Annotated in this window: 16 protein-coding genes; 9 read left to right on the top strand and 7 right to left on the bottom strand. The window is 72.0% G+C overall.

Features of this window, described 5'->3' with window-relative positions; all coding sequences use genetic code 11:
• Window positions 1–6: 6 nt before the first annotated feature.
• Window positions 7–1,134: a C45 family autoproteolytic acyltransferase/hydolase gene (locus OIE67_RS07215; protein WP_326637854.1), complete on the top strand. Its 1,128-nt coding sequence runs from the start codon at window positions 7–9 to the stop codon at window positions 1,132–1,134.
• Here OIE67_RS07215 and OIE67_RS07210 read toward each other — a convergent pair.
• The 3 genes from OIE67_RS07210 to OIE67_RS07200 are packed head-to-tail and all read right to left on the bottom strand — an operon-like array spanning window position 1,089 to window position 4,819.
• Entirely contained in the window at window positions 1,089–2,603 is a 1,515-nt protein-coding gene (locus tag OIE67_RS07210; protein WP_326637852.1) for an AMP-binding protein, read from the bottom strand. The two genes, OIE67_RS07215 and OIE67_RS07210, sit on opposite strands and share 46 nt — an antisense overlap.
• Complete coding sequence (locus OIE67_RS07205; RefSeq protein WP_326637850.1) at window positions 2,604–3,656, bottom strand: acyl-CoA dehydrogenase family protein; 1,053 nt, start codon at window positions 3,654–3,656, stop codon at window positions 2,604–2,606.
• Window positions 3,653–4,819: an acyl-CoA dehydrogenase family protein gene (locus tag OIE67_RS07200; RefSeq protein WP_326637848.1), complete on the bottom strand. Its 1,167-nt coding sequence runs from the start codon at window positions 4,817–4,819 to the stop codon at window positions 3,653–3,655. The genes OIE67_RS07205 and OIE67_RS07200 overlap by 4 nt, the downstream gene beginning before the upstream one ends.
• 323 nt (window positions 4,820–5,142) lie before the next feature.
• Here OIE67_RS07200 and OIE67_RS07195 point away from each other — a divergent pair, with 323 nt between their 5' ends.
• Complete coding sequence (locus tag OIE67_RS07195; RefSeq protein WP_106234003.1) at window positions 5,143–5,742, top strand: TetR/AcrR family transcriptional regulator; 600 nt, start codon at window positions 5,143–5,145, stop codon at window positions 5,740–5,742.
• An 80-nt stretch (window positions 5,743–5,822) separates the two neighbouring features.
• Window positions 5,823–6,821, top strand: a complete 999-nt coding sequence (locus OIE67_RS07190; protein ID WP_326637845.1) for an AurF N-oxygenase family protein — start codon at window positions 5,823–5,825, stop codon at window positions 6,819–6,821.
• Here OIE67_RS07190 and OIE67_RS07185 read toward each other — a convergent pair.
• Window positions 6,769–7,548, bottom strand: a complete 780-nt coding sequence (locus OIE67_RS07185) for a class I SAM-dependent methyltransferase (RefSeq protein ID WP_326637843.1) — start codon at window positions 7,546–7,548, stop codon at window positions 6,769–6,771. The genes OIE67_RS07190 and OIE67_RS07185 overlap by 53 nt on opposite strands.
• A 50-nt stretch (window positions 7,549–7,598) precedes the next feature.
• On the opposite strand from OIE67_RS07185, the gene OIE67_RS07180 reads away from it, so the two are divergent.
• Window positions 7,599–8,165 (top strand): copper resistance CopC family protein, encoded by a 567-nt coding sequence (locus tag OIE67_RS07180; protein ID WP_326637841.1) that lies wholly within the window; start codon window positions 7,599–7,601, stop codon window positions 8,163–8,165.
• Window positions 8,162–9,196 (top strand): copper resistance D family protein, encoded by a 1,035-nt coding sequence (locus OIE67_RS07175; RefSeq protein WP_326637839.1) that lies wholly within the window; start codon window positions 8,162–8,164, stop codon window positions 9,194–9,196. Before OIE67_RS07180 ends, OIE67_RS07175 begins: the two co-directional genes overlap by 4 nt.
• A 79-nt stretch (window positions 9,197–9,275) precedes the next feature.
• On the opposite strand, the gene OIE67_RS07170 is transcribed toward OIE67_RS07175, so the two are convergent.
• The 3 genes from OIE67_RS07170 to OIE67_RS07160 form a co-directional block, all read right to left on the bottom strand.
• Window positions 9,276–10,475 carry a hypothetical protein gene (locus OIE67_RS07170; protein ID WP_326637837.1) on the bottom strand — a complete coding sequence of 400 codons (1,200 nt, stop codon included), beginning with the start codon at window positions 10,473–10,475 and terminating at the stop codon, window positions 9,276–9,278.
• A gap of 79 nt (window positions 10,476–10,554) precedes the next feature.
• A complete protein-coding gene (locus tag OIE67_RS07165) occupies window positions 10,555–11,361 on the bottom strand; it encodes a class I SAM-dependent methyltransferase (RefSeq protein WP_326637835.1) in 807 nt (268 codons plus the stop codon).
• Window positions 11,362–11,371: 10 nt separating this feature from the next.
• Window positions 11,372–12,631, bottom strand: a complete 1,260-nt coding sequence (locus OIE67_RS07160; protein WP_326637833.1) for a cytochrome P450 — start codon at window positions 12,629–12,631, stop codon at window positions 11,372–11,374.
• An 89-nt stretch (window positions 12,632–12,720) separates the two neighbouring features.
• Here OIE67_RS07160 and OIE67_RS07155 point away from each other — a divergent pair, with 89 nt between their 5' ends.
• The 4 genes from OIE67_RS07155 to OIE67_RS07140 all read left to right on the top strand — a co-directional run bounded on the left by OIE67_RS07155 (window position 12,721) and on the right by OIE67_RS07140 (window position 17,282).
• Entirely contained in the window at window positions 12,721–13,128 is a 408-nt protein-coding gene (locus OIE67_RS07155; protein WP_326637831.1) for a PaaI family thioesterase, read from the top strand.
• 102 nt (window positions 13,129–13,230) lie between these two features.
• Window positions 13,231–13,656: a nuclear transport factor 2 family protein gene (locus tag OIE67_RS07150; RefSeq protein WP_326637829.1), complete on the top strand. Its 426-nt coding sequence runs from the start codon at window positions 13,231–13,233 to the stop codon at window positions 13,654–13,656.
• Between the two features lie 45 nt (window positions 13,657–13,701).
• Window positions 13,702–16,437, top strand: coding sequence for an alpha/beta fold hydrolase (locus tag OIE67_RS07145; RefSeq protein WP_326637827.1), 2,736 nt, complete (start codon window positions 13,702–13,704; stop codon window positions 16,435–16,437).
• On the top strand, window positions 16,434–17,282 hold the full coding sequence (locus OIE67_RS07140) for an ABC transporter permease (protein ID WP_106233986.1): 849 nt from the start codon (window positions 16,434–16,436) through the stop codon (window positions 17,280–17,282). The genes OIE67_RS07145 and OIE67_RS07140 overlap by 4 nt, the downstream gene beginning before the upstream one ends.
• Window positions 17,283–17,293: the final 11 nt, after the last annotated feature.

The following is a 17,293-nucleotide window of genomic DNA, read 5'->3' as shown; positions in this document are numbered from 1 at the left end:
GGCGGCATGAAGAATTTGACACATGTCGCGGGCGGCAAGAACGACTTCCAGCTGGTCCGCCACCTGACGCTGGCCGGCGGCCAGGTCGAGATCGGCCGGGCGCTGGCCGAGGAGGCCAGGCGGCTCGGCTGGGCGCCCACGCCGATCGACCCGGTCGTGGGCCGGGCACGCAGGACCTGGTTCGAGCGGCACTGGCCACAGCACCACGCGCGCATGGACGGCGCGGCGGCGGCGCTCGGCCTCGATCCCGACCAGGACGAGCTGGCCCTGGACGCGCTCGCCTTGGTCCCCGAGGGCTCCGGCTGCTCGGCGATGTGGATCCCGCCGTCGGCCGCCGCCGACGGGCACGGCAGGGCAGGGCGCAATTACGACTTCTTCCCGACGACGACCAGCGAGATCATGGGCGGCACCCCGGGGCCTGGCGAGCTGCCCATGGCGTCGCGCCCGTACGTGATCACGACACTGCCCGACGAGGGGCTCGCCTCGGTCGTGCTCACCATGAACGAGCTCGACGGCTGCATGGACGGCATCAACGCGGCGGGCCTGGCGGTCATGCTGCTGGTCGCCGACTTCGAGCACGCGGAACCGCCGAAGGGCCCGGCCACGCCGCAGGTGGGCCTGGCGAGTGTGCAGCTGCCCAGGTTCCTCGTCGACACCTGCGCGAACGCCGACCAGGCCAAGCAGGCGCTGCTGGGCGCCAAGCACTACGACTTCGGCGTGGCGCTGCACTACCTGGTGGCCGACGCGTACGGGCAGGCGTTCGTGTGGGAGCGGGGCACGGACGGCAGTGAGCACGTCATCGACCTCGGCGACGCCCCGCTCTGCGTCACCAACCACCTGCTGCACCGCCATCCGGACCCGGCCAGGCTGCCCGCGGACGGCCCGCACAGCTTCGGCACGTTCGGACGCCTGCGCACCCTGTACGACCGCGCCAGGAGCGGGATGACGGCCGCGGACGTGCGGGACGGCATGGACGCGGTCCGCCAGCCGGAGACCGGCGACCTGCCGTTCCGCACGTTGTGGACGACGGTCTTCGACACCGCCGCCCGTACCCTGTCGGCCCGCTTCTACCTGGGCGACGGCGGCCGTTACAGCGAGGAGCTGGTGTTCTCGGCCGACGGGTCCGCCAGGTAGTCGGCGCGGACCTTCGAGCGCGACAGCTTGCCGGTCGGCGTGCGCGGCAGTCTCTCGCGGTAGGCGATCAGCTTCGGCTGCTTGAACCTGGCGATGCGCGGCCCGCAGTGCTCCAGCAGCTCGGTGGTCAGCTCGGGGCCCGGCGGGTGGCCGGGGGCGGGCTGCACGAGCGCGACCACGTTGTGGCCCCACTCCTCGTCGGGCACCCCGATGACGGCCACGTCGGCGACGGCGGGATGTTCGAGCAGGGCGGCCTCGATCTCGGCGGGGTAGATGTTCACCCCGCCGGAGACGATGAGGTCGGTGCGCCGGTCGCACAGGAACAGGTATCCGTCGGCGTCGAGGTAGCCGATGTCGCCGGGCGCGTACCACTCGCCACGCATGCTGGCGGCGGTCTTGCCAGGGTCCTTGCGGTACTCGAAGGTGCCCATGCTGGACTTGACGTAGATCAGGCCGGGCTCGCCGGGCGGCAGCTCCTGGCCGGCCTCGTCGAGGATCCTGGCCTCGAACGTGGGCGCGGGCCGGCCCACGGTGCCGGGCCTGGCCAGCCATTCGTCCGGCTTGACGGCGAAGGCGATGGTGGACTCGGTGGAGCCGTAGTACTCGTACAGGACCGGCCCCCACCAGTCCATGATCTGCTGCTTGACCGCGACCGGGCAGGCGGCGGCGGTGTGGATGACCTGGCGCAGGCTCGACACGTCGAACTTGCCCCTGACGTCCTCGGGCAGCTGCAGCATCCGGTGGAACATGGTCGGCACCATCATCGCGTTGGACACCCGGTACCGTTCGACCAGCTCCAGGATGTTCACCGGGTCGAACCTGGGCGTGATCACCACGGTGTGGCCGAGGTGCAGCGCGAACTGGGCGTGCGCGCACGGCGCGGAGTGGTACATCGGCGAGGTGACCAGGTGCACCTCGTCGCCCGCCTTGAGGTCCACGACCTGCCCGAAGAACCACGTGTAGAGCGGCACGAGCTGCTCCGGCTCGGCGCCGGCCAGCGGGCGCTGGACGCCCTTGGGGAAGCCGGTGGTGCCGGAGGTGTACCACATGACGGCTCCGGCGGTGCGGTCGGCGGGCGCGCTCGCCGGCTGCCCCGCGGCCAGGCCGTCCGTCCCGATCTCACCGCCCGGCACGGCGTGCTCGGCGCTGGTGACGACCACCTTGGCGTCGCAGTCGCCCAGGATGTACGCCACCTCGGCGGCGGTCAGGTGCCAGTTGATCGGCACGTAGTAGAGCCCGATCTGCCCGGTGGCCATGACCAGGACGAGGGCGTCGACCCCGTTGGGCAGCACGCCCGCGACGACGTCACCGGTGCCGAGCCCGCGCGCCCGCAGGCCGTGCGACACCTGGTTGACCCGGGCGAGCAGGTCGCCGTAGGAGGTCTCCGAGCCGTCGGTGTCGATCACGGCGCGGCGGCCGGGATCGGCGGCGGCGATGGCGTAGAAGCCGGGGAGGTCGCTGACGTCCATTTACAGCTCCAGCAGGTGCGCGAGTCTGGCACGGTGGATCCTCGGGGGGCCCAGCAGCACCTCGTCCGCCTTGGCCCTTTTGTAGAACAGGTGCGCGTCGTGTTCCCAGGTATAGCCGATGCCGCCGTGCAGCAGCAGGTGGTCGCGGGCCACCTCGAAGCAGGCGCGGCCGACGTACGCCTGCGCGAGCGCGGCGGCCTCGGGCAGCTCGCCGGGCGACTCGTCGGCGGCCCAGGCGGCGTAGCGGACGATGGACTCGGCCTGTTCGAGCTTGCCGTGCATGTCGGCGAGCTTGTGCTTGACCCCCTGGTAGGAGCCGATGTAGCGGCCGAAGGCCACGCGGACCTTGGCGTAGGCCACGATCGACTCCAGCGCCGCCCGCATCACGCCGAGCTGCTCGGCGGCCAGCGCCACGCACAGCCGGTCGCCGACGCCGGTCTTCGGGGCCGGCCCGAGCACGCGCGCGGGCGCGCCCTCCAGCACCACCTCGGCCAGGCCGCGGGTGAGGTCGAGCGGCTCCAGCGCGGTCCTGCGCACGCCGGGCCCGGCCAGCTCGACGGCCAGCAGGACCTTCCCGCCCCCGTCGCCACCGCCGTCGCCGCCGCCGTCGCCGCTGGGGGCGGGCGCCACGAGCACGTCGGCCTCCATGCCGGTGAGCACGCGCGGCAGGGTGCCGCTCGCGGCCGAGCCGTCGAAGGAGAGCTCGCCCTGGTCGAGCGTGGCGGCGACGCGGCCCTCGGCGATGCCGGTCAGCAGCTCCTTGTCGGGGGTCCCGGTCAGCGCGAGTGCGGTGAACGCGGTGGCCAGGAAGGGGCCGGGCAGCAGGGCCGCGCCGGTCTCCTCCAGCACGACGGCCAGCTCGGACAGGCCGGCTCCGGCGCCGCCGTACTCCTCGGGGACGATCAGGCCGGACAGGCCCAGCTCGCCGTTGAGGCGCGCGTACACCTGCGGGTCGTAGCCGTCGCGGACCTTGGGCAGGGGCGAGGCGGCGCGCAGGAAGCCGCGTACGGCCTCGCGCAGTTCGCGCTGTTCCTCGCTGAGTACGAGCTTCACGCCTGCGTCCCCACCTTCAGGTCCTTGAACGGCACCGTCTTGTCCACCCGGGGCTCGGGCGGCAGGCCGAGCACGCGGTCGCCGACGATGTTGCGCATGATCTCGTTGGTGCCGCCGCCCAGCGCCATGCCGGGGGCCGTCGAGATCGCGCGGGCGAGGGGATGGCCGGCCAGCATCGCCTCGGGCCCGACGAGCCGGGTGGCGAGGTCGGCCTCGAACTGGGTCAGCTCGGCCAGCAGCAGCTTGGCGGCGCTGCCCCGGGCGCCGGGGAAGATCCCGGCCCTGGTCTCCTGGGCCAGCCGCTGGTTGAACAGCGCCAGCGCGCGGGTGCGGATGTGCAGCTCGACGAGTTCGTCGCGGACCAGCGGGTCGTCGGTGTCGACGACCCGGCGCAGCGCCTCGACGGAGGCGGGGTTGTCCTTCTGCCCGCCCATGCCGACGCCCGCCGAGATCGACAGCCGCTCGTGCAGGAGCGTCGTGACGGCCACGCTCCAGCCGTCGTTGACCTCGCCGACGCGGTGCTCGTCGGGAACGGGGACGTTGTCGAAGAAGATCTCGTTGAAGTTGGCCCTGCCGGACATGTCCTTCAGCGGCCTGACCGTCACGCCGGGGTGGTGCATGTCCACCACGAACATGGTCAGGCCCTTGTGCTTGGGCACGTCCACGTCGGTGCGGGCGAGGAGCAGCCCCCAGTCGGCGTGGTGTGCGACGGAGGTCCACACCTTCTGGCCGTTGACGATCCAGTGGTCGCCGTCGCGCTCGGCCCTGGTCTGCAGGCTGGCCACGTCGCTGCCGGCGCCCGGCTCGGAGAAGAGCTGGCACCAGATCTCCTCGCCGCGCAGCAGCGGCCGGACGAACCGCTCGCGCTGGGCGTCGGTGCCCCGGTCGACGAGCGTGGGCCCGGTCATGCCCAGGCCGATCATGAAGACGTAGGTGGGCAGGGTGTAGTCGCGGGCCGCCTCGGCGAAGGCGCGTTCCTCGGCCTGGGTCAGCCCCTGACCGCCCCACCGCTCCGGCCAGGTGATGCCGGAGTAGCCGGCGTCGTAGAGCTTGGCCATGAAGTCCTTGGCGCGGGCGATCCCGTCGGCCTCCGGATGGTCGTCGGATGGAGCGTTGTCCCGCAGCCAGGCTCCGGCCGCACGCCGATAATCAGCAAGGTTCACATCGACTCCTCGGCATCAGTGCTCACTTACTCTAGTCAGGTCGCCCTGGCCCGCATAGAGCATTGCTCTGGAGGTCTTTCCCGCGCGGCTCGCCCGGCCACGCCCTGAAGGGCCGCCCGTTTCATCACATGCGTGGCGAAATAGGCGACTGAGCCGCTTTTGTGACCCCCCGCCGAAGGACGTTCGGTCCTTACCGGTTACCATGATCAACATGACTGTCGGCGAATGAGGCCGCCGTACCGTACCGGGATATCTCAGGCCAGAGACACTGACGCCCGGTTTGTCCTATAAATACTAGTGATCAGAAGTTAGAGTTACTCGCTGTGACAACAGGTTTCAGCCGATTACGGCGCGAGGATCTACTGAAGACGGCCTGCGAGGTGATCGCGGAGCGGGGATTCGGGCACGCCAGGACCCTGGACATCGCCAGGGCGGCCGGCGTCAGCCAGGCGCTGCTCTTCTACCACTTCGAGACCAAGGAACGGCTGCTCGCCCAGGCCTTCGCGTACGCGGCCCGCCTGCATCTCGACGCCCTGGCCGACGTGGAACGTTCGACGGGCACGCCCCTCGACCGCCTGCGCTCGCTGCTGCGGCTCTGCTCGCCCGCGATCCCCACCGAGGGCTGGCGGTTGTGGATCGACGCCTGGTCCGAGGCCATGCGCAGCACGGAGCTCGAAGAGACCTCGCGGCGCATCGACGCCAGGGGGCGCACGCTCATGCGCTCGATCATCGAGGCCGGCGTGGCGGGCGGCGAGTTCGCCTGCCCGGACCCCGACGGGACGACGTGGCGGCTCTTCGCACTGATCGACGGGCTGGCTGTCCAGACGCACACCCATCCCAAGGTGTTGTCACGACGCCGGGTCAACGTGCTGATCCGTACGGCGGCGGCGATCGAACTGGGGGTTCCCCAAGAAAAACTGTGACTCGGAAAGCTGTGATCCTCCCCTTTCCCGCCTTATTGGATTCTCCGTACAATTAGCGGGCGAGGAGAGGAGTGCACGCGATGACGAAGGCACCGAGCTCTACCACCGCCAGGGAACGCGACGAGCAGGTCGCGAGCGGAAGCGCCTACCGAGCGGTCATCGAACGCCTCTCGAAGGCGTCGGTCGACAAGCACTGGGAGCCGTACCGGGACATCCCCTGGGACGACCCGGAGTTCCTGGTGGACCCGGAGGATCCGCGCTGGGAGCTGCCCGAGGTCGACCGGCTGGGCGGCCATCCGTGGTACCGGGGCCGCTCCCCCGAGGAGCGCGCGCGGATCGGGCTGTGGCGGGTGGCCACGGCGATGAAGATCGGGCTGCAGTTCGAGAACCTGCTCAAGCGCGGGCTGCTCAACTACGCCTACCGCTTACCGAACGGATCCCCCGAGTTCCGGTACGTCTACCACGAGACCATCGAAGAGGGACATCACGGGATGATGTTCCAGGAGTTCGTGAACCGTACCGGGATGCCGATCCGCGGCATGCCGCGACCGCTGTCCGTGATCGCCCAGGTCGCGCCCTGGATCCCGCTCATCTCGACCGAGCTGTTCTTCGTCTTCGTGCTGGGCGGCGAGGACCCGATCGACCACGTCCAGCGCCGGGTACTCAAGGACGGCCGGGCGCACCACCCGCTGGAAGAGACGATCATGCGCATCCACATCGCGGAGGAGGCCAGGCACATCTCCTTCGCCCGGCACTACCTGCGCAACCGCGTCCCCAGGATGCCCGCGCACCGGCGGCTCCTGCTCGGCCTCGTCTCGCCGGTCATCCTCGGCGTCATGGCCCGCATCATGCTGGCCCCGCCGGGAGCGATGATCCGGCGCTTCAGGATCCCGGCGAGCGTCGTGGCCGAGGTCTATCTCCGCGATCCCGGCGCCCGGCAGGACATCCGCGACTCGATCGGCAAGACGCGCGAGCTGTGCGCCGAGATCGGGCTGATCAACGCGGTGACCCGGCGCGTCTGGCGGGTCATGGGGATCTGGGAGGCCCCGAAGCGCGGCGGGCGACCAGCACCTCGGTGACCGTCACCAGCTCCCACCTGCCCGCCGGGCACGACGCGAGCAGCGCCCGCCTGGCCGCCTCCCTGAAGGCGTCCAGCCGGTCGCCGAGGCGGGCCGGGGCGGTGTAGGAGTAGGACAGCTGCAGGCCGATCACCGCCTCCAGGTCGTAGCCGATCCGCACCTCGTAGTGGGCCCGGTCGAGGTCGCTGAACGGCGAGCGGGCCAGCACGTCGTCATGGTGCTCGCCGGTGGCCTGGTAGGAGTTGCTCGCGGTGAAGGTGTTGACGCCGAACGCGTCGCGCACCCGCCGCATGGCCGGCTCCCACGGCTGCTCCTCGCCCGCGCGGGTGGGGCCGACCAGCGCCACCACGCCGCCAGGGGGCAGCAGCCGGTCCAGCTCCGCCAGCACCGCGCGCCGGTCCATCCAGTGGAACGACCGTCCCATGACCACGTGGTCGAACGGGGGCAGCCGGTCGATCGTGGTCGAGTCGCCCCGCAGCCAGCGGATGTTCTCCGCCCGCGCGGCCAGGCGCCGGCCCTCGGCGAGCATCTCGGCGTCCGGGTCGACGGCCAGCACCTCGCGGACGCGCCGGGCCAGCGGGATGGCCACCGTGCCGGGCCCGCAGCCCAGGTCCAGCGCCGTCGCCCCGGCGCCGAACGTCATGGCCAGGTGCTCGATCGCCGGGTCGCCGTGCCCGGAGCGGTATTTCGCGTAGTAGGGAGCCGCGCCGCCGAACAGGTCCTCCATGGATGGGACCATATACGGGTTCGCGAATTGTCCGATGGAAGGTTTCATCTGTGAGGCGGCTACTCACGGTCCTGCTGCTCGCCTTCGCCGCCGTGGGCGTGGCCGGCGCCCCGGCCCAGGCGCACAACGTGCTCATCTCCAGCGACCCGCGCGACGGGTCCACGCTGGCGGCCTCGCCCGAACGGGTCACCCTGGTCTTCGACCAGGCGGTACGGCAGGGATACGCGCAGGTGGGCGTGACCGGGGCCGACGGGTCCTCGTGGGCCGACGGGAGCGCCGAGGTCGCGGCCGAGCGGGTCTCGGTGAAGGTGCGGCCGCTGCCGGCCGGAGGGTCGTACACGGTGGGCTACCGGATCCTGTCGGCCGACGGGCACCCCGTCACCGGGAAGATCAGCTTCACCCTGGCCGCCGGCGCCTCGGGCGCCCCCGCCGGCCAGACCGCCCCCGCCGGCCAGACGGCGCCGGCCGACAGCGCCGCGGCCGCCGAGGCGGCGGCCAACGGCGGGGCGGGGATGGCCGTGGTGTGGATCGTGGGGGCCCTGCTGGTGCTCGCCGCGGGCACCGCCGTCGCCCTGCGCCGCTCGGGCCCCCCGCGCGCTGAAGAGACGCGCTCGTGACCACCGTCGCCGCTCCCCCCGTGGCCGAGCAGCGGATCGGCGGGCGGCTGGTGGCGGGCGCGTTCGGCGTGTGCGCGGTCGTCGCGGCCGTGGCGGCCAGCTCGCTCACCGCTCAGCAGGCCGTCCCCGGCATCCCCATGCCGGGCCCCGTCGTCTCGGTCGGCCTGCCGATCATCCGCGCGCTGCTCGACGTGGCCGCCGTGGCGCTGGTCGGGCTCAGCCTGCTGCCCAAGCTGCTCGGCTTCAGGAACCCTGAGCGCTCGGAGCCGGTCCTGCTCAAGGTGCGCCCGCTGGCCGTGATGGCCGCGTGGGCGTGGGCGATCTGCGCGCTGGTCACGATCGTCTTCCAGACCGCCGAGCTCAACCCCGGCGCCGTGCCCACGTTCGGGATGATCGCCGATTACGTGCAGAGCGTCGGCACCGGCCAGGGGCTGCTGTTCAGCGCGGCGTGCGCGCTGGCGGCGGCCGGCATCGGGCTGATGGCGGTGCGGTTCGGCGAGAAGGTGCCGGCCGAGCTGCGGGTGATCGTGGCGCTGTTCGGGCTGCTGCCGATCCCGGTCACCGGGCACGCGGTGAACTCGGTCTGGCACGACCCCATCATGATCTCGATGGAGATCCACGTCATGGGGGCGGCGGCGTGGACCGGCGGGCTGGCGGCCACGGTCGTCTTCCTGGCCCCGCACCGCGACCTGCTGGCCGCCGTGCTGCCGAAGTTCTCCCGGATGGCGACCGTCTGCCTGCTGCTGGTGGCGCTGTCCGGGCTGGTCACGGGGCTGGGCACGATGGCGCTCACCCCCGGCGTGGTCCTGCCCGAGGCCATCGTGACCAGTCACTACGGGCTGCTGGTCGTGACCAAGACGGCGCTCGTGGCGCTGCTGGTGCCGCTGGCCGCCAACATCCGCTTCCGGCTGATGCCCGCCGTACGCCAGGGCCGGGCCACCGCCCTGGTCGGGTGGGCGGCGGCCGAGGTGGGAATCATGGGGCTGGCGTACGGGGTGGCGGTGGCGATCACCCGGGCCTCGATCGCCTAGAGACTCGATCGCCTGGAACCAGGGCGGCCGGCGGAACCGGCCTCGGGCCGCATCCGCCGACCGCGACAGGGGCGGCCGTTCAGGGGGTCGCGGGCGCGGTGACCGTGGGCGTCGTCGCCGGTGGCGGCGCGGGCACCTCCCGGGGCCTGCGCCCACGAGCGAACCACTCGATGGCCACCCAGGCGACCAGCAGCCCGAGCCCGGCCCACCCGGCCGACACCAGCACCAGCGGCGGCGAGCCCATCAGCTCCCGCTGGCCCTTGAGCGCGCCGTACACCGGGCCCATGACCGCGTTCTGGGCCGTCAGCGCCCCGTACGCGCCCGCCGTGACGACGGCCGTGCCGAGCACCGCGCGTACGGCGGGGATCCGCACCAGGAACGCGAGGTCCACCAGCAGCGCGCCCACGACCAGGAAGAACGGCAGCGCCGACGGCGGGAAGCCGGTGTAGGTGAGCATCGGCCAGATCAGCGTCCTGAACCCCACGTAGCTCGCCGCGACGAGGGTGGCGGCGCCGAACCTGCCGATCAGCATCCTGGCCGCCACCAGCACCGACAGCCCGGCGACCACGGCGTAGACCGGATAGAGGTAGTCGGGCACGGGCAGCGTGAACCCGGTGACCATCGTCCGGTCCACCGGCCGCCCCATCTGGTCGGCGGCGAACTGGAGCAGGATCTTCTCGGCGTAGACGACCCCGTTGTCCCAGGCGCCGAGCGACAGGATGCCGTATTCCTGGTGCTGCTCGGGGAAGTGCACGTTCTCCAGGAAGAACGCGAAGAACGCGCCGAGCACGACCGTCCGCTCACGCCCGGGGGGCGCGCCCATGAACCAGCCCCGGAGCACGCCGGCGATCATGAAGAACGTGCCGGCGTAGAGCATGATGTGGGACGGGCTCCACGAGGTGATGTCGAGCCCGTTGACGCGGTGGTTGATCAGGTCGAGCGGCACCGCGACGAGGAAGATCCCGGTGCCCCACTGGATGAGCCTGAGCGCGGCCTTGTCGACGCCGTAACCGGTGTAGCCGTGGATCATGACGAGGGCGACGACCAGGGCCGTGCCGGCGGAGTTGAGCAGGTGGGGCGGGGCGAGGTCGTCGCGCAGCCACCTGAAGTGCCACGAGACGTCCCACGCCGAGCCGAGCACCTTGAGCGTGAACGCCACCAGCCACCCGTAGTAGAGAACCCTGAACAGGTCATGCGGCGTCTCGCGGCCCGCTTCGCCGCGAGTCCAGTAGGGCAGGGCCCACTCGGCGGCCCTCTTGAACGATGCTGGAGACTTCACGGGACTGAATCTTACGGTCATCGGTCGCACTGGCCCACGATGAGTCGTTCGACCTGTTTCGTGATCTTCGTTCGGCGGGCTACGACCTGGCGTCGGCGGGCAGCGACGCCCGCAGGGAGAACATGAGCGGCGTCCTCGGCTCGCCCGCCGGACGGCGGTAGTCGTCCCCGTCCCCGACCAGGGTGCCGAAGCGGCGGAACAGGGTGTGGTCGTGCTCGTGCAGGAACTCCACCCGCAGCCCGGCCGCCGCGACCGCGCTGACGATCTCGCCGAGGCCGTGCCGGAACTGCACGGTGGTCTGGTGCTCCAGGATCTCGGGGCCGGTGTAGGTGTGGGGGTACTCCCAGACGTGGGGGCCGCGGTCGAAGTAGTCCTCGGTGACCTTGGTGCCGCTCTCGTCGTCGAGGACGTCCACGAACGGGTGGAACTCGGCGACGTACAGGAACCCGCCCGGCCTGAGCAGTTCCCTGACCGTGCGTGCCCAGCGGGTGAGGTCGGGCAGCCAGACCAGGGCGCCGATGCCGGTGTAGACGATGTCGTACGTCTCGCCCAGCGCCCGCGCCGCGTCGTAGACGTCGGCGGTGACGAACCTGGCCGGCAGGCCGCACTCCGCGGCGATCCGCCCGGCCTGCTCGATGGCGGCCTCGGAGAAGTCGAGGCCGGTCACCTCGGCGCCCGCCCTGGCCCAGGAGAGGGTGTCGAGGCCGAAGTGGCACTGCAGGTGGACCAGGCTGCGGCCGGCGACCTCGCCCACCTCGTCGAGTTCGAAGGGCCGCAGCGCGTTCCTGCCCGCCTTGAAGCCCTCGACGTCGTAGAAGGCGCTGCCGACGTGAACGGGGACGCGCGCGTTCCAGTTGGCCCGGTTGACCTGCAGATAGTCGTCCATGATCACGATGCTAGCGGCGGCGCAGGCGGACCGGGAGGTGCTTGAGCCCGTTCTGGAAGTTCGAGGTGAGCCGGCGGGGCGGGCCGGCCAGCTCGACGTCCCAGGCGAGCAGTTCCCGCAGCACCGAGCGGAACTGGGCGCGGGCCAGGTGGGCGCCGAGGCAGAAATGCGGGCCGAAGCCGAAGCTGACGTGGTCGTTCGGCGTGCGGGCGACGTCGAACCGGTCCGGGTCCGCGAAGACGGACGGGTCGCGGTTGGCGGAGGCGTGGTAGACGACCACCTTGTCGCCCTTCCGGATCGGCCGTCCCGCGAGGGTGAGGTCGCGGGTGGCGGTCCGCCTGAAGTGCATGACCGGCGGCCAGAACCGGAGCATCTCCTCCACGGCCGGGCCGAGCAGGGAGGGGTCGGCGCGCAGGCGGGCCAGCTCGGCGGGGTGCTGGAGCAGCGTGAGCACGCCGCCGGGGCTGCCGTTGCGCAGGGTCTCGTTCCCGGCGACGGCGAAAAGAAAGAACATGTTCTCGAACTCGGCCTCGGTCAGGCCGCCCTTCAGCATCGCCGACATGACCGACTCGCCGTCCACGGGGCTCTCGGCCAGGGCGTGGGCGTAGGCGAACATGTCGCTGAGCGCCGCCCTGGAGCGCGGATTGACCCCGGGACGCGGCTCGGGCCTGGCCGCGACGGCGAGCCGGCCGATCGGGGTGAGCGCCCGCGCGTCGGCCGTGGACAGGCCCGCGTAGTCGTCGTCCTGGTAGCCGATCACGCGCGAGGCCCAGTCGTACAGCAGCCGCCTGTCCTGCGCGGGAACCCCCATGACGTGGGCCAGCGTCCACACCGGCAGGTCGGCGGCCACCTCCACGAAGTCGCATTCCCCCGCCTCGAACAGCGCCGCCGCCCGGGCCGCGATCGCCTGCTCCAGCGCGCGCACGGCCCTCGGGGTGAACGCCGCCGCCACGATCCGGCGCAGCCTGGAGTGGTCCGGCGGGTCCATGTTCAGCATCTGCGCCTGGACGAAGCGCAGGTCGGCCGGGGTGTCGGGGTCGCGGATCTGGGTGGCGCCGAGGTGGGAGGAGAAGTCATGCGCGTCGCGCAGCACGTGTTTGACGTCGGCGTGCCGGAACACCGCCCAGTAACCGGGGCCCTCGCGCCAGGGGCCCAGGGCGGGCTCGGGGATCCAGCAGACGGGAGACTCCTCCCTGAGGGTGGCGAACAGGTCGTACGGGACGGCCGTCTCGTACGTGGACGGCTGGAACACCTCGACCGCTGACCTCATCTCCCCACGATGCGCTCCGCCCCGGCGCCCCGGCAACTCGCCCCGCCCCCGCCGGTAACGTCCGCGCGTCCGGTGGGGATGACGGTCACGTGACTCCGGAAAACGCAGAGGCGATTCTGCGGCAGTACTTCGCCCCCTGGATCCAGCGGCTCGGACTGCGCGTGGAGGAGGTGGGCGAGCGCCACGCCGTCGTACGGCTGCCGTGGTCCGACGACCTGGCCAGGGAGGGCGGCGGGCTGAGCGGGCAGGCGATGATGGCGGCGGCCGACACCGCGACCGTCGTCGCCATCTCCTCGGCGCGGGGCGGGTTCGTGCCGATGACCACGGTCCAGCAGTCGACGACGTTCCAGCGTCCGGTGGTGGGCAAGGACGTCCTGCTCGACGTGCGGATCACCAAGCTGGGCCGGACGCTGGCCTTCACCGAGATCACCCTGACGGCCGAGGGCGGCGACGAGGTCGTGGCGCGGGCGAGCACGGTCTACGCCCTCCTGGGATGAGCGCGGTAGGCGGCGCCCTTACGTCCGAGGTAATCGCGGTGCCGCGGGAACGAGAGGAGAGTGTGTGACGGCACCACTGAAACCGGACTTGAAGGACAGATCATGACGACTCGCGACACCGTTCAGGAACTGCTGCGCCGGATCGGCGAAGGGGACGCCGAGCGCACCGCCGGGCTGTTCGCCGAGAGCTGCGACTGGAAGTACAGCTGGCCGGAGGAAGGTCACCCGGCGGTGCCGTGGATCAGGCCGCGGTCGAGCCGCGACGACGCAGCGGAGCTCTTCCGCGCGCTGGCCACGTACCACGTGCCCGAGCTGAACGGCACCTCGGTGGCGCGCATCCTGGTGGACGGGGACGACGCCGTCGTGCTCGGGGACATCGTCCAGACGGTCGAGGCCACCGGCGAGGCGTACACGTCCCCGTTCGCCCTGCACCTCACGGTCGAGGACGGGCGCATCACCCGCTACCACATCTACGAGGACAGCCTGACCGTGGCCACGGCGCACTCCGCCCGCCGACGCGCTTCATGATCGTCGTCTCAGGGATCTCTCAGGTGCGGAAAGTAGGCTCACCGCATGAAGCGTGTGGCCGCTTGGACAGCGGCGCTCGCCCTCATCGGGGTGACGACGTGGCTCGTGTGGCCGTCGGCTCCCGAGGTGCGGGGCCAAGATCAGACAATAACCGTCGTCGACGGACCGGCCGACGACGAGAAGGTCGAGCTCGACACGACCTATTTCGCGCCACCCGGCGGCGGGAAGGCGCCGGCCGTGCTGCTCGCGCACGGGTTCGGCGGCAGCAAGCGGAGCATGCGGGACCAGGCGGTACGGCTCGCCCAGCAGGGCTACGCCGTCATGACGTGGTCGGCGCGCGGATTCGGCAGCTCGGGCGGCCAGATCGCGCTCAACTCGCCCGACTACGAGGTCAAGGACGTCAAGCAGCTCATCGACTGGCTGGCCCGGCGTCCTGAGGTCCAGCTCGACGCCTCGGGCGACCCGCGCGTCGGCATCGCGGGCGGCTCGTACGGCGGCGCCATCGCGCTGATGACCGCCGCCTACGACCGGCGGGTGGACGCGATCGTCCCCCAGATCACCTGGTCCGACCTGGCCGACGCGCTCTTCCCCAACGCCGCTCAGCCCGCCGCGCCGTCCACCGCCGCCCGGACCTCCGACCCCGTCGAGCCTTCGGACCCGGTGGGCGGGGTCTTCAAGCGCATGTGGGCCGGCATCTTCTTCGGCCAGGGTGTCTCGCTGGACCCCACGTCACTGCTGGGCCGGCGCGAGGCCGCCCCGCCGCTGACGCCCGAGCAGGCGCGGTGCGGCCGCTTCCTGCCCGCGATCTGCGCGGTCTACCAGCAGGTCGCCGAGACCGGCCGGGCCACCCCCGAGGCCGTCGAGCTGCTGCGCAAGTCCAGCCCGATCACCGTGGCCGGGCAGATCAAGGCCCCGACCCTGCTCATCCAGGGTCAGCGCGACTCGTTGTTCCCGCTCGGCCACGCCGACGCCAACGCCAGGGCGATCGCCGCCGGGGGCACCCCGGTGAGCCTGGCCTGGTTCGACGGCGGGCACGACGGGGGCAACGGCGAGGCCGACTGGCTGTTCGACCAGTCGGCGGCCTGGTTCGCCCGCTACCTGAAGGGCGACGACTCGGCGCCCCGGGTGAGCGCGTTCACGGTGACGCGTGACGGCGGCCGCGACCCCGGCACCCGCCAGCGCATCAGGCTGCACCCGGAGGCCGGCGCGTATCCCGGCCTGGCGGGCACCGGCACCACCGACGTCCGGCTGAGCGGCCCCGCGCAGAACATCGTCAACCCGCCGGGCGGCGCCCCGGCGGCGATCTCCACCGTGCCGGGCATCGGCGGCCTGCTGGCCGGCCAGAACACCGGCGGCGTCTCGCTCGACATGCCAGGACAGTCGGCCGCGTTCGAGTCGGCACCGCTCACCGCCCCGCTCCAGCTCACCGGCAGCCCTGCGGTCAGGATCAGGGTGTCGGGCGAGGGCGAGGCCACGCTGTTCGTGAAGCTGTACGACGTGGCGGACAGCATCCAGCCACCTGCCCTGCCGGCCGGCCTGGTCGCGCCGGTCCGGGTGAGCATCCCCGAGGGCGCCGGCAGCGCGGAGGCCACCGTCGCCCTGCCCGCCGTGGACCACAACTTCGCGGTCGGTCACCGGCTGCGCCTGGTCGTGGCAACGACCGACATGGGGTTCGCGACCCCCGCCCAGCCGGCCGCGTACCAGGTGGAGCTGGCCTCCCCCGCGCTCGCCGTCCCGACGGTCGGCACGCTGGCCGCCGCGCCGACCGGGATCGCGTGGTGGGTGTGGGCGATGCCGCTGGCCGCCGTGGTGGTCGCCGGCGTCCTGCTGGCCACCGGCCGCACCCCGTCCCGCTCCCGCCGCCGCGCCGCCGCCGTCGCCGTGACACCGGCCGCGAAGACCGGCGACGGGACGCCGGCCGCGGAGAGCGGCGACGGGGCACCGGCCGCGGAGAGCCGCGAGGCTGTCGCCGCCGCCAACGGGCGGACGGCCGGCCAGAAGGGTGACGCGGACGTGCCGCTGGGCCGTCAGGAGGGCGACGCGGACGTGCCGCTGGAGATCAGCGGGCTGACGAAGGCGTACCGCAACGGTGAGCTGGCCGTGGACGGCCTGTCGTTCCGGGTCGAACGGGGCCAGGTGCTCGGGCTGCTCGGCCCGAACGGCGCGGGCAAGACGACGACCATGCGGATGATGATGGGCCTGATCCAGCCGGACGCCGGCGAGATCCGCATCTTCGGCGAGCCGGTGGCCCCCGGCGCCCCCGTGCTGTCGCGGCTCGGGTCGTTCGTGGAGGGCCCCGGGTTCCTGCCGCACCTGTCCGGCCGCGACAACATCGCCCTCTACTGGGCCGCCACCGGCCGGCCCGCCGCCGACGCGCACTTCGAGGAGGCGCTGGAGATCGCGGGCCTGGGCAAGGCGCTCGACCGGGCCGTACGCACCTACTCCCAGGGCATGCGCCAGCGGCTGGCCATCGCCCAGGCCATGCTCGGCCTGCCCGACCTGCTCGTGCTGGACGAGCCCACGAACGGCCTCGACCCGCCCCAGATCCGCGAGATGCGCGAGGTGCTCAAGCGCTACGCCCGCGACGGCCGTACCGTGATCGTCTCCAGCCACATGCTGGCCGAGGTGGAGCAGACCTGCAGCCACGTCGTGGTCATGCGGCGCGGACGGCTGGTCTCGACCGGCCCGGTGTCGCAGCTGCTCGGCTCGGCCACCCGGTCCAACGGGCACGGGCCGCGCCTGGAAGACGTGTTCCTCGACCTCATCGGAGACAACGCATGACCGCCGCGACCGGCTACGCGCCGAACCGCACGCTGCCGCTGCGGGTGGAGATCGTCAGGCAGTTCAAGCGCAGGCGCACGATCGTCGCGTTCGGGCTGCTGCTGGCGCTGCCGTGGATCCTCGTGATCGCGTTCCAGTTCGGGCCGCAGTCGAACGCGCAGGGCCAGTCGGCGCTGCGCATCTCCGACCTGGCCACCGCGAGCGGCCTGAACTTCGCCGCCTTCGCCCTGTCGGTGTCGGCCAGCTTCCTGCTGGTGGTGGCGGTCGCGCTGTTCTGCGGCGACACGGTCTCCAGCGAGGCCAACTGGTCGTCGCTGCGCTACCTGCTGGCGGCGCCGGTCCCGCGCGACCGGCTGCTGCGGCAGAAGCTGATCGTGGCGCTCGGCTACTCGGCGGCGGCGGTGATCTGCCTGCCGCTGATGGCGCTGCTCGCGGGGACGCTGGCGTTCGGCTGGGACGACATCCAGGTGCCCGGCACGGGTGAGACCATCCCGGCGTTCGACGTGCTGCCGCGCTTCGGCATCGTGATCGCGTACGCGCTGGTCAGCCAGCTCGTGGTGGCGGCCGTGGCCTTCCTCGTCTCGACCATGACCGACTCCCCGCTGGGTGCCGTGGGCGGGGCGGTCGGCCTGTGGATCGTGTGCACCATCCTGCAGGCCGTGGAGGCGCTGGGGGTGCTGCGCGAGTTCCTGCCCACGTTCTGGAACAACGCCTGGCTGGACGCCCTGGCTCCCGAGCTGGACTGGAGCGGCATGGCGAAGGGGGCCTCGATCTCGATCACGTACGCGGCCATCCTGATCGCGGTGGCGTTCCGGCGCTTCCGCCGCAAGGACGTGGTCAGCTGACCGGGCCTCGG

The organism is Nonomuraea fuscirosea, assembly GCF_035917475.1.
GTDB classification, from domain to species: Bacteria; Actinomycetota; Actinomycetes; order Streptosporangiales; family Streptosporangiaceae; genus Nonomuraea; species Nonomuraea fuscirosea.
This window is presented reverse-complemented; position numbering and strand designations above follow the sequence as displayed.

Excerpts from the sequence above, each read along its gene's own strand:
- OIE67_RS07185 (WP_326637843.1), bottom strand. The coding sequence starts at position 7,548 with ATGGAGGACCTGTTCGGCGGCGCGGCTCCCTACTACGCGAAATACCGC.
- OIE67_RS07150 (WP_326637829.1), top strand. The coding sequence starts at position 13,231 with ATGACGACTCGCGACACCGTTCAGGAACTGCTGCGCCGGATCGGCGAA.
- OIE67_RS07165 (WP_326637835.1), bottom strand. The coding sequence starts at position 11,361 with ATGGACGACTATCTGCAGGTCAACCGGGCCAACTGGAACGCGCGCGTC.
- OIE67_RS07210 (WP_326637852.1), bottom strand. The coding sequence starts at position 2,603 with ATGGACGTCAGCGACCTCCCCGGCTTCTACGCCATCGCCGCCGCCGAT.
- OIE67_RS07160 (WP_326637833.1), bottom strand. The coding sequence starts at position 12,631 with ATGAGGTCAGCGGTCGAGGTGTTCCAGCCGTCCACGTACGAGACGGCC.
- OIE67_RS07145 (WP_326637827.1), top strand. The coding sequence starts at position 13,702 with ATGAAGCGTGTGGCCGCTTGGACAGCGGCGCTCGCCCTCATCGGGGTG.
- OIE67_RS07190 (WP_326637845.1), top strand. The coding sequence starts at position 5,823 with ATGACGAAGGCACCGAGCTCTACCACCGCCAGGGAACGCGACGAGCAG.
- OIE67_RS07140 (WP_106233986.1), top strand. The coding sequence starts at position 16,434 with ATGACCGCCGCGACCGGCTACGCGCCGAACCGCACGCTGCCGCTGCGG.
- OIE67_RS07215 (WP_326637854.1), top strand. The coding sequence starts at position 7 with ATGAAGAATTTGACACATGTCGCGGGCGGCAAGAACGACTTCCAGCTG.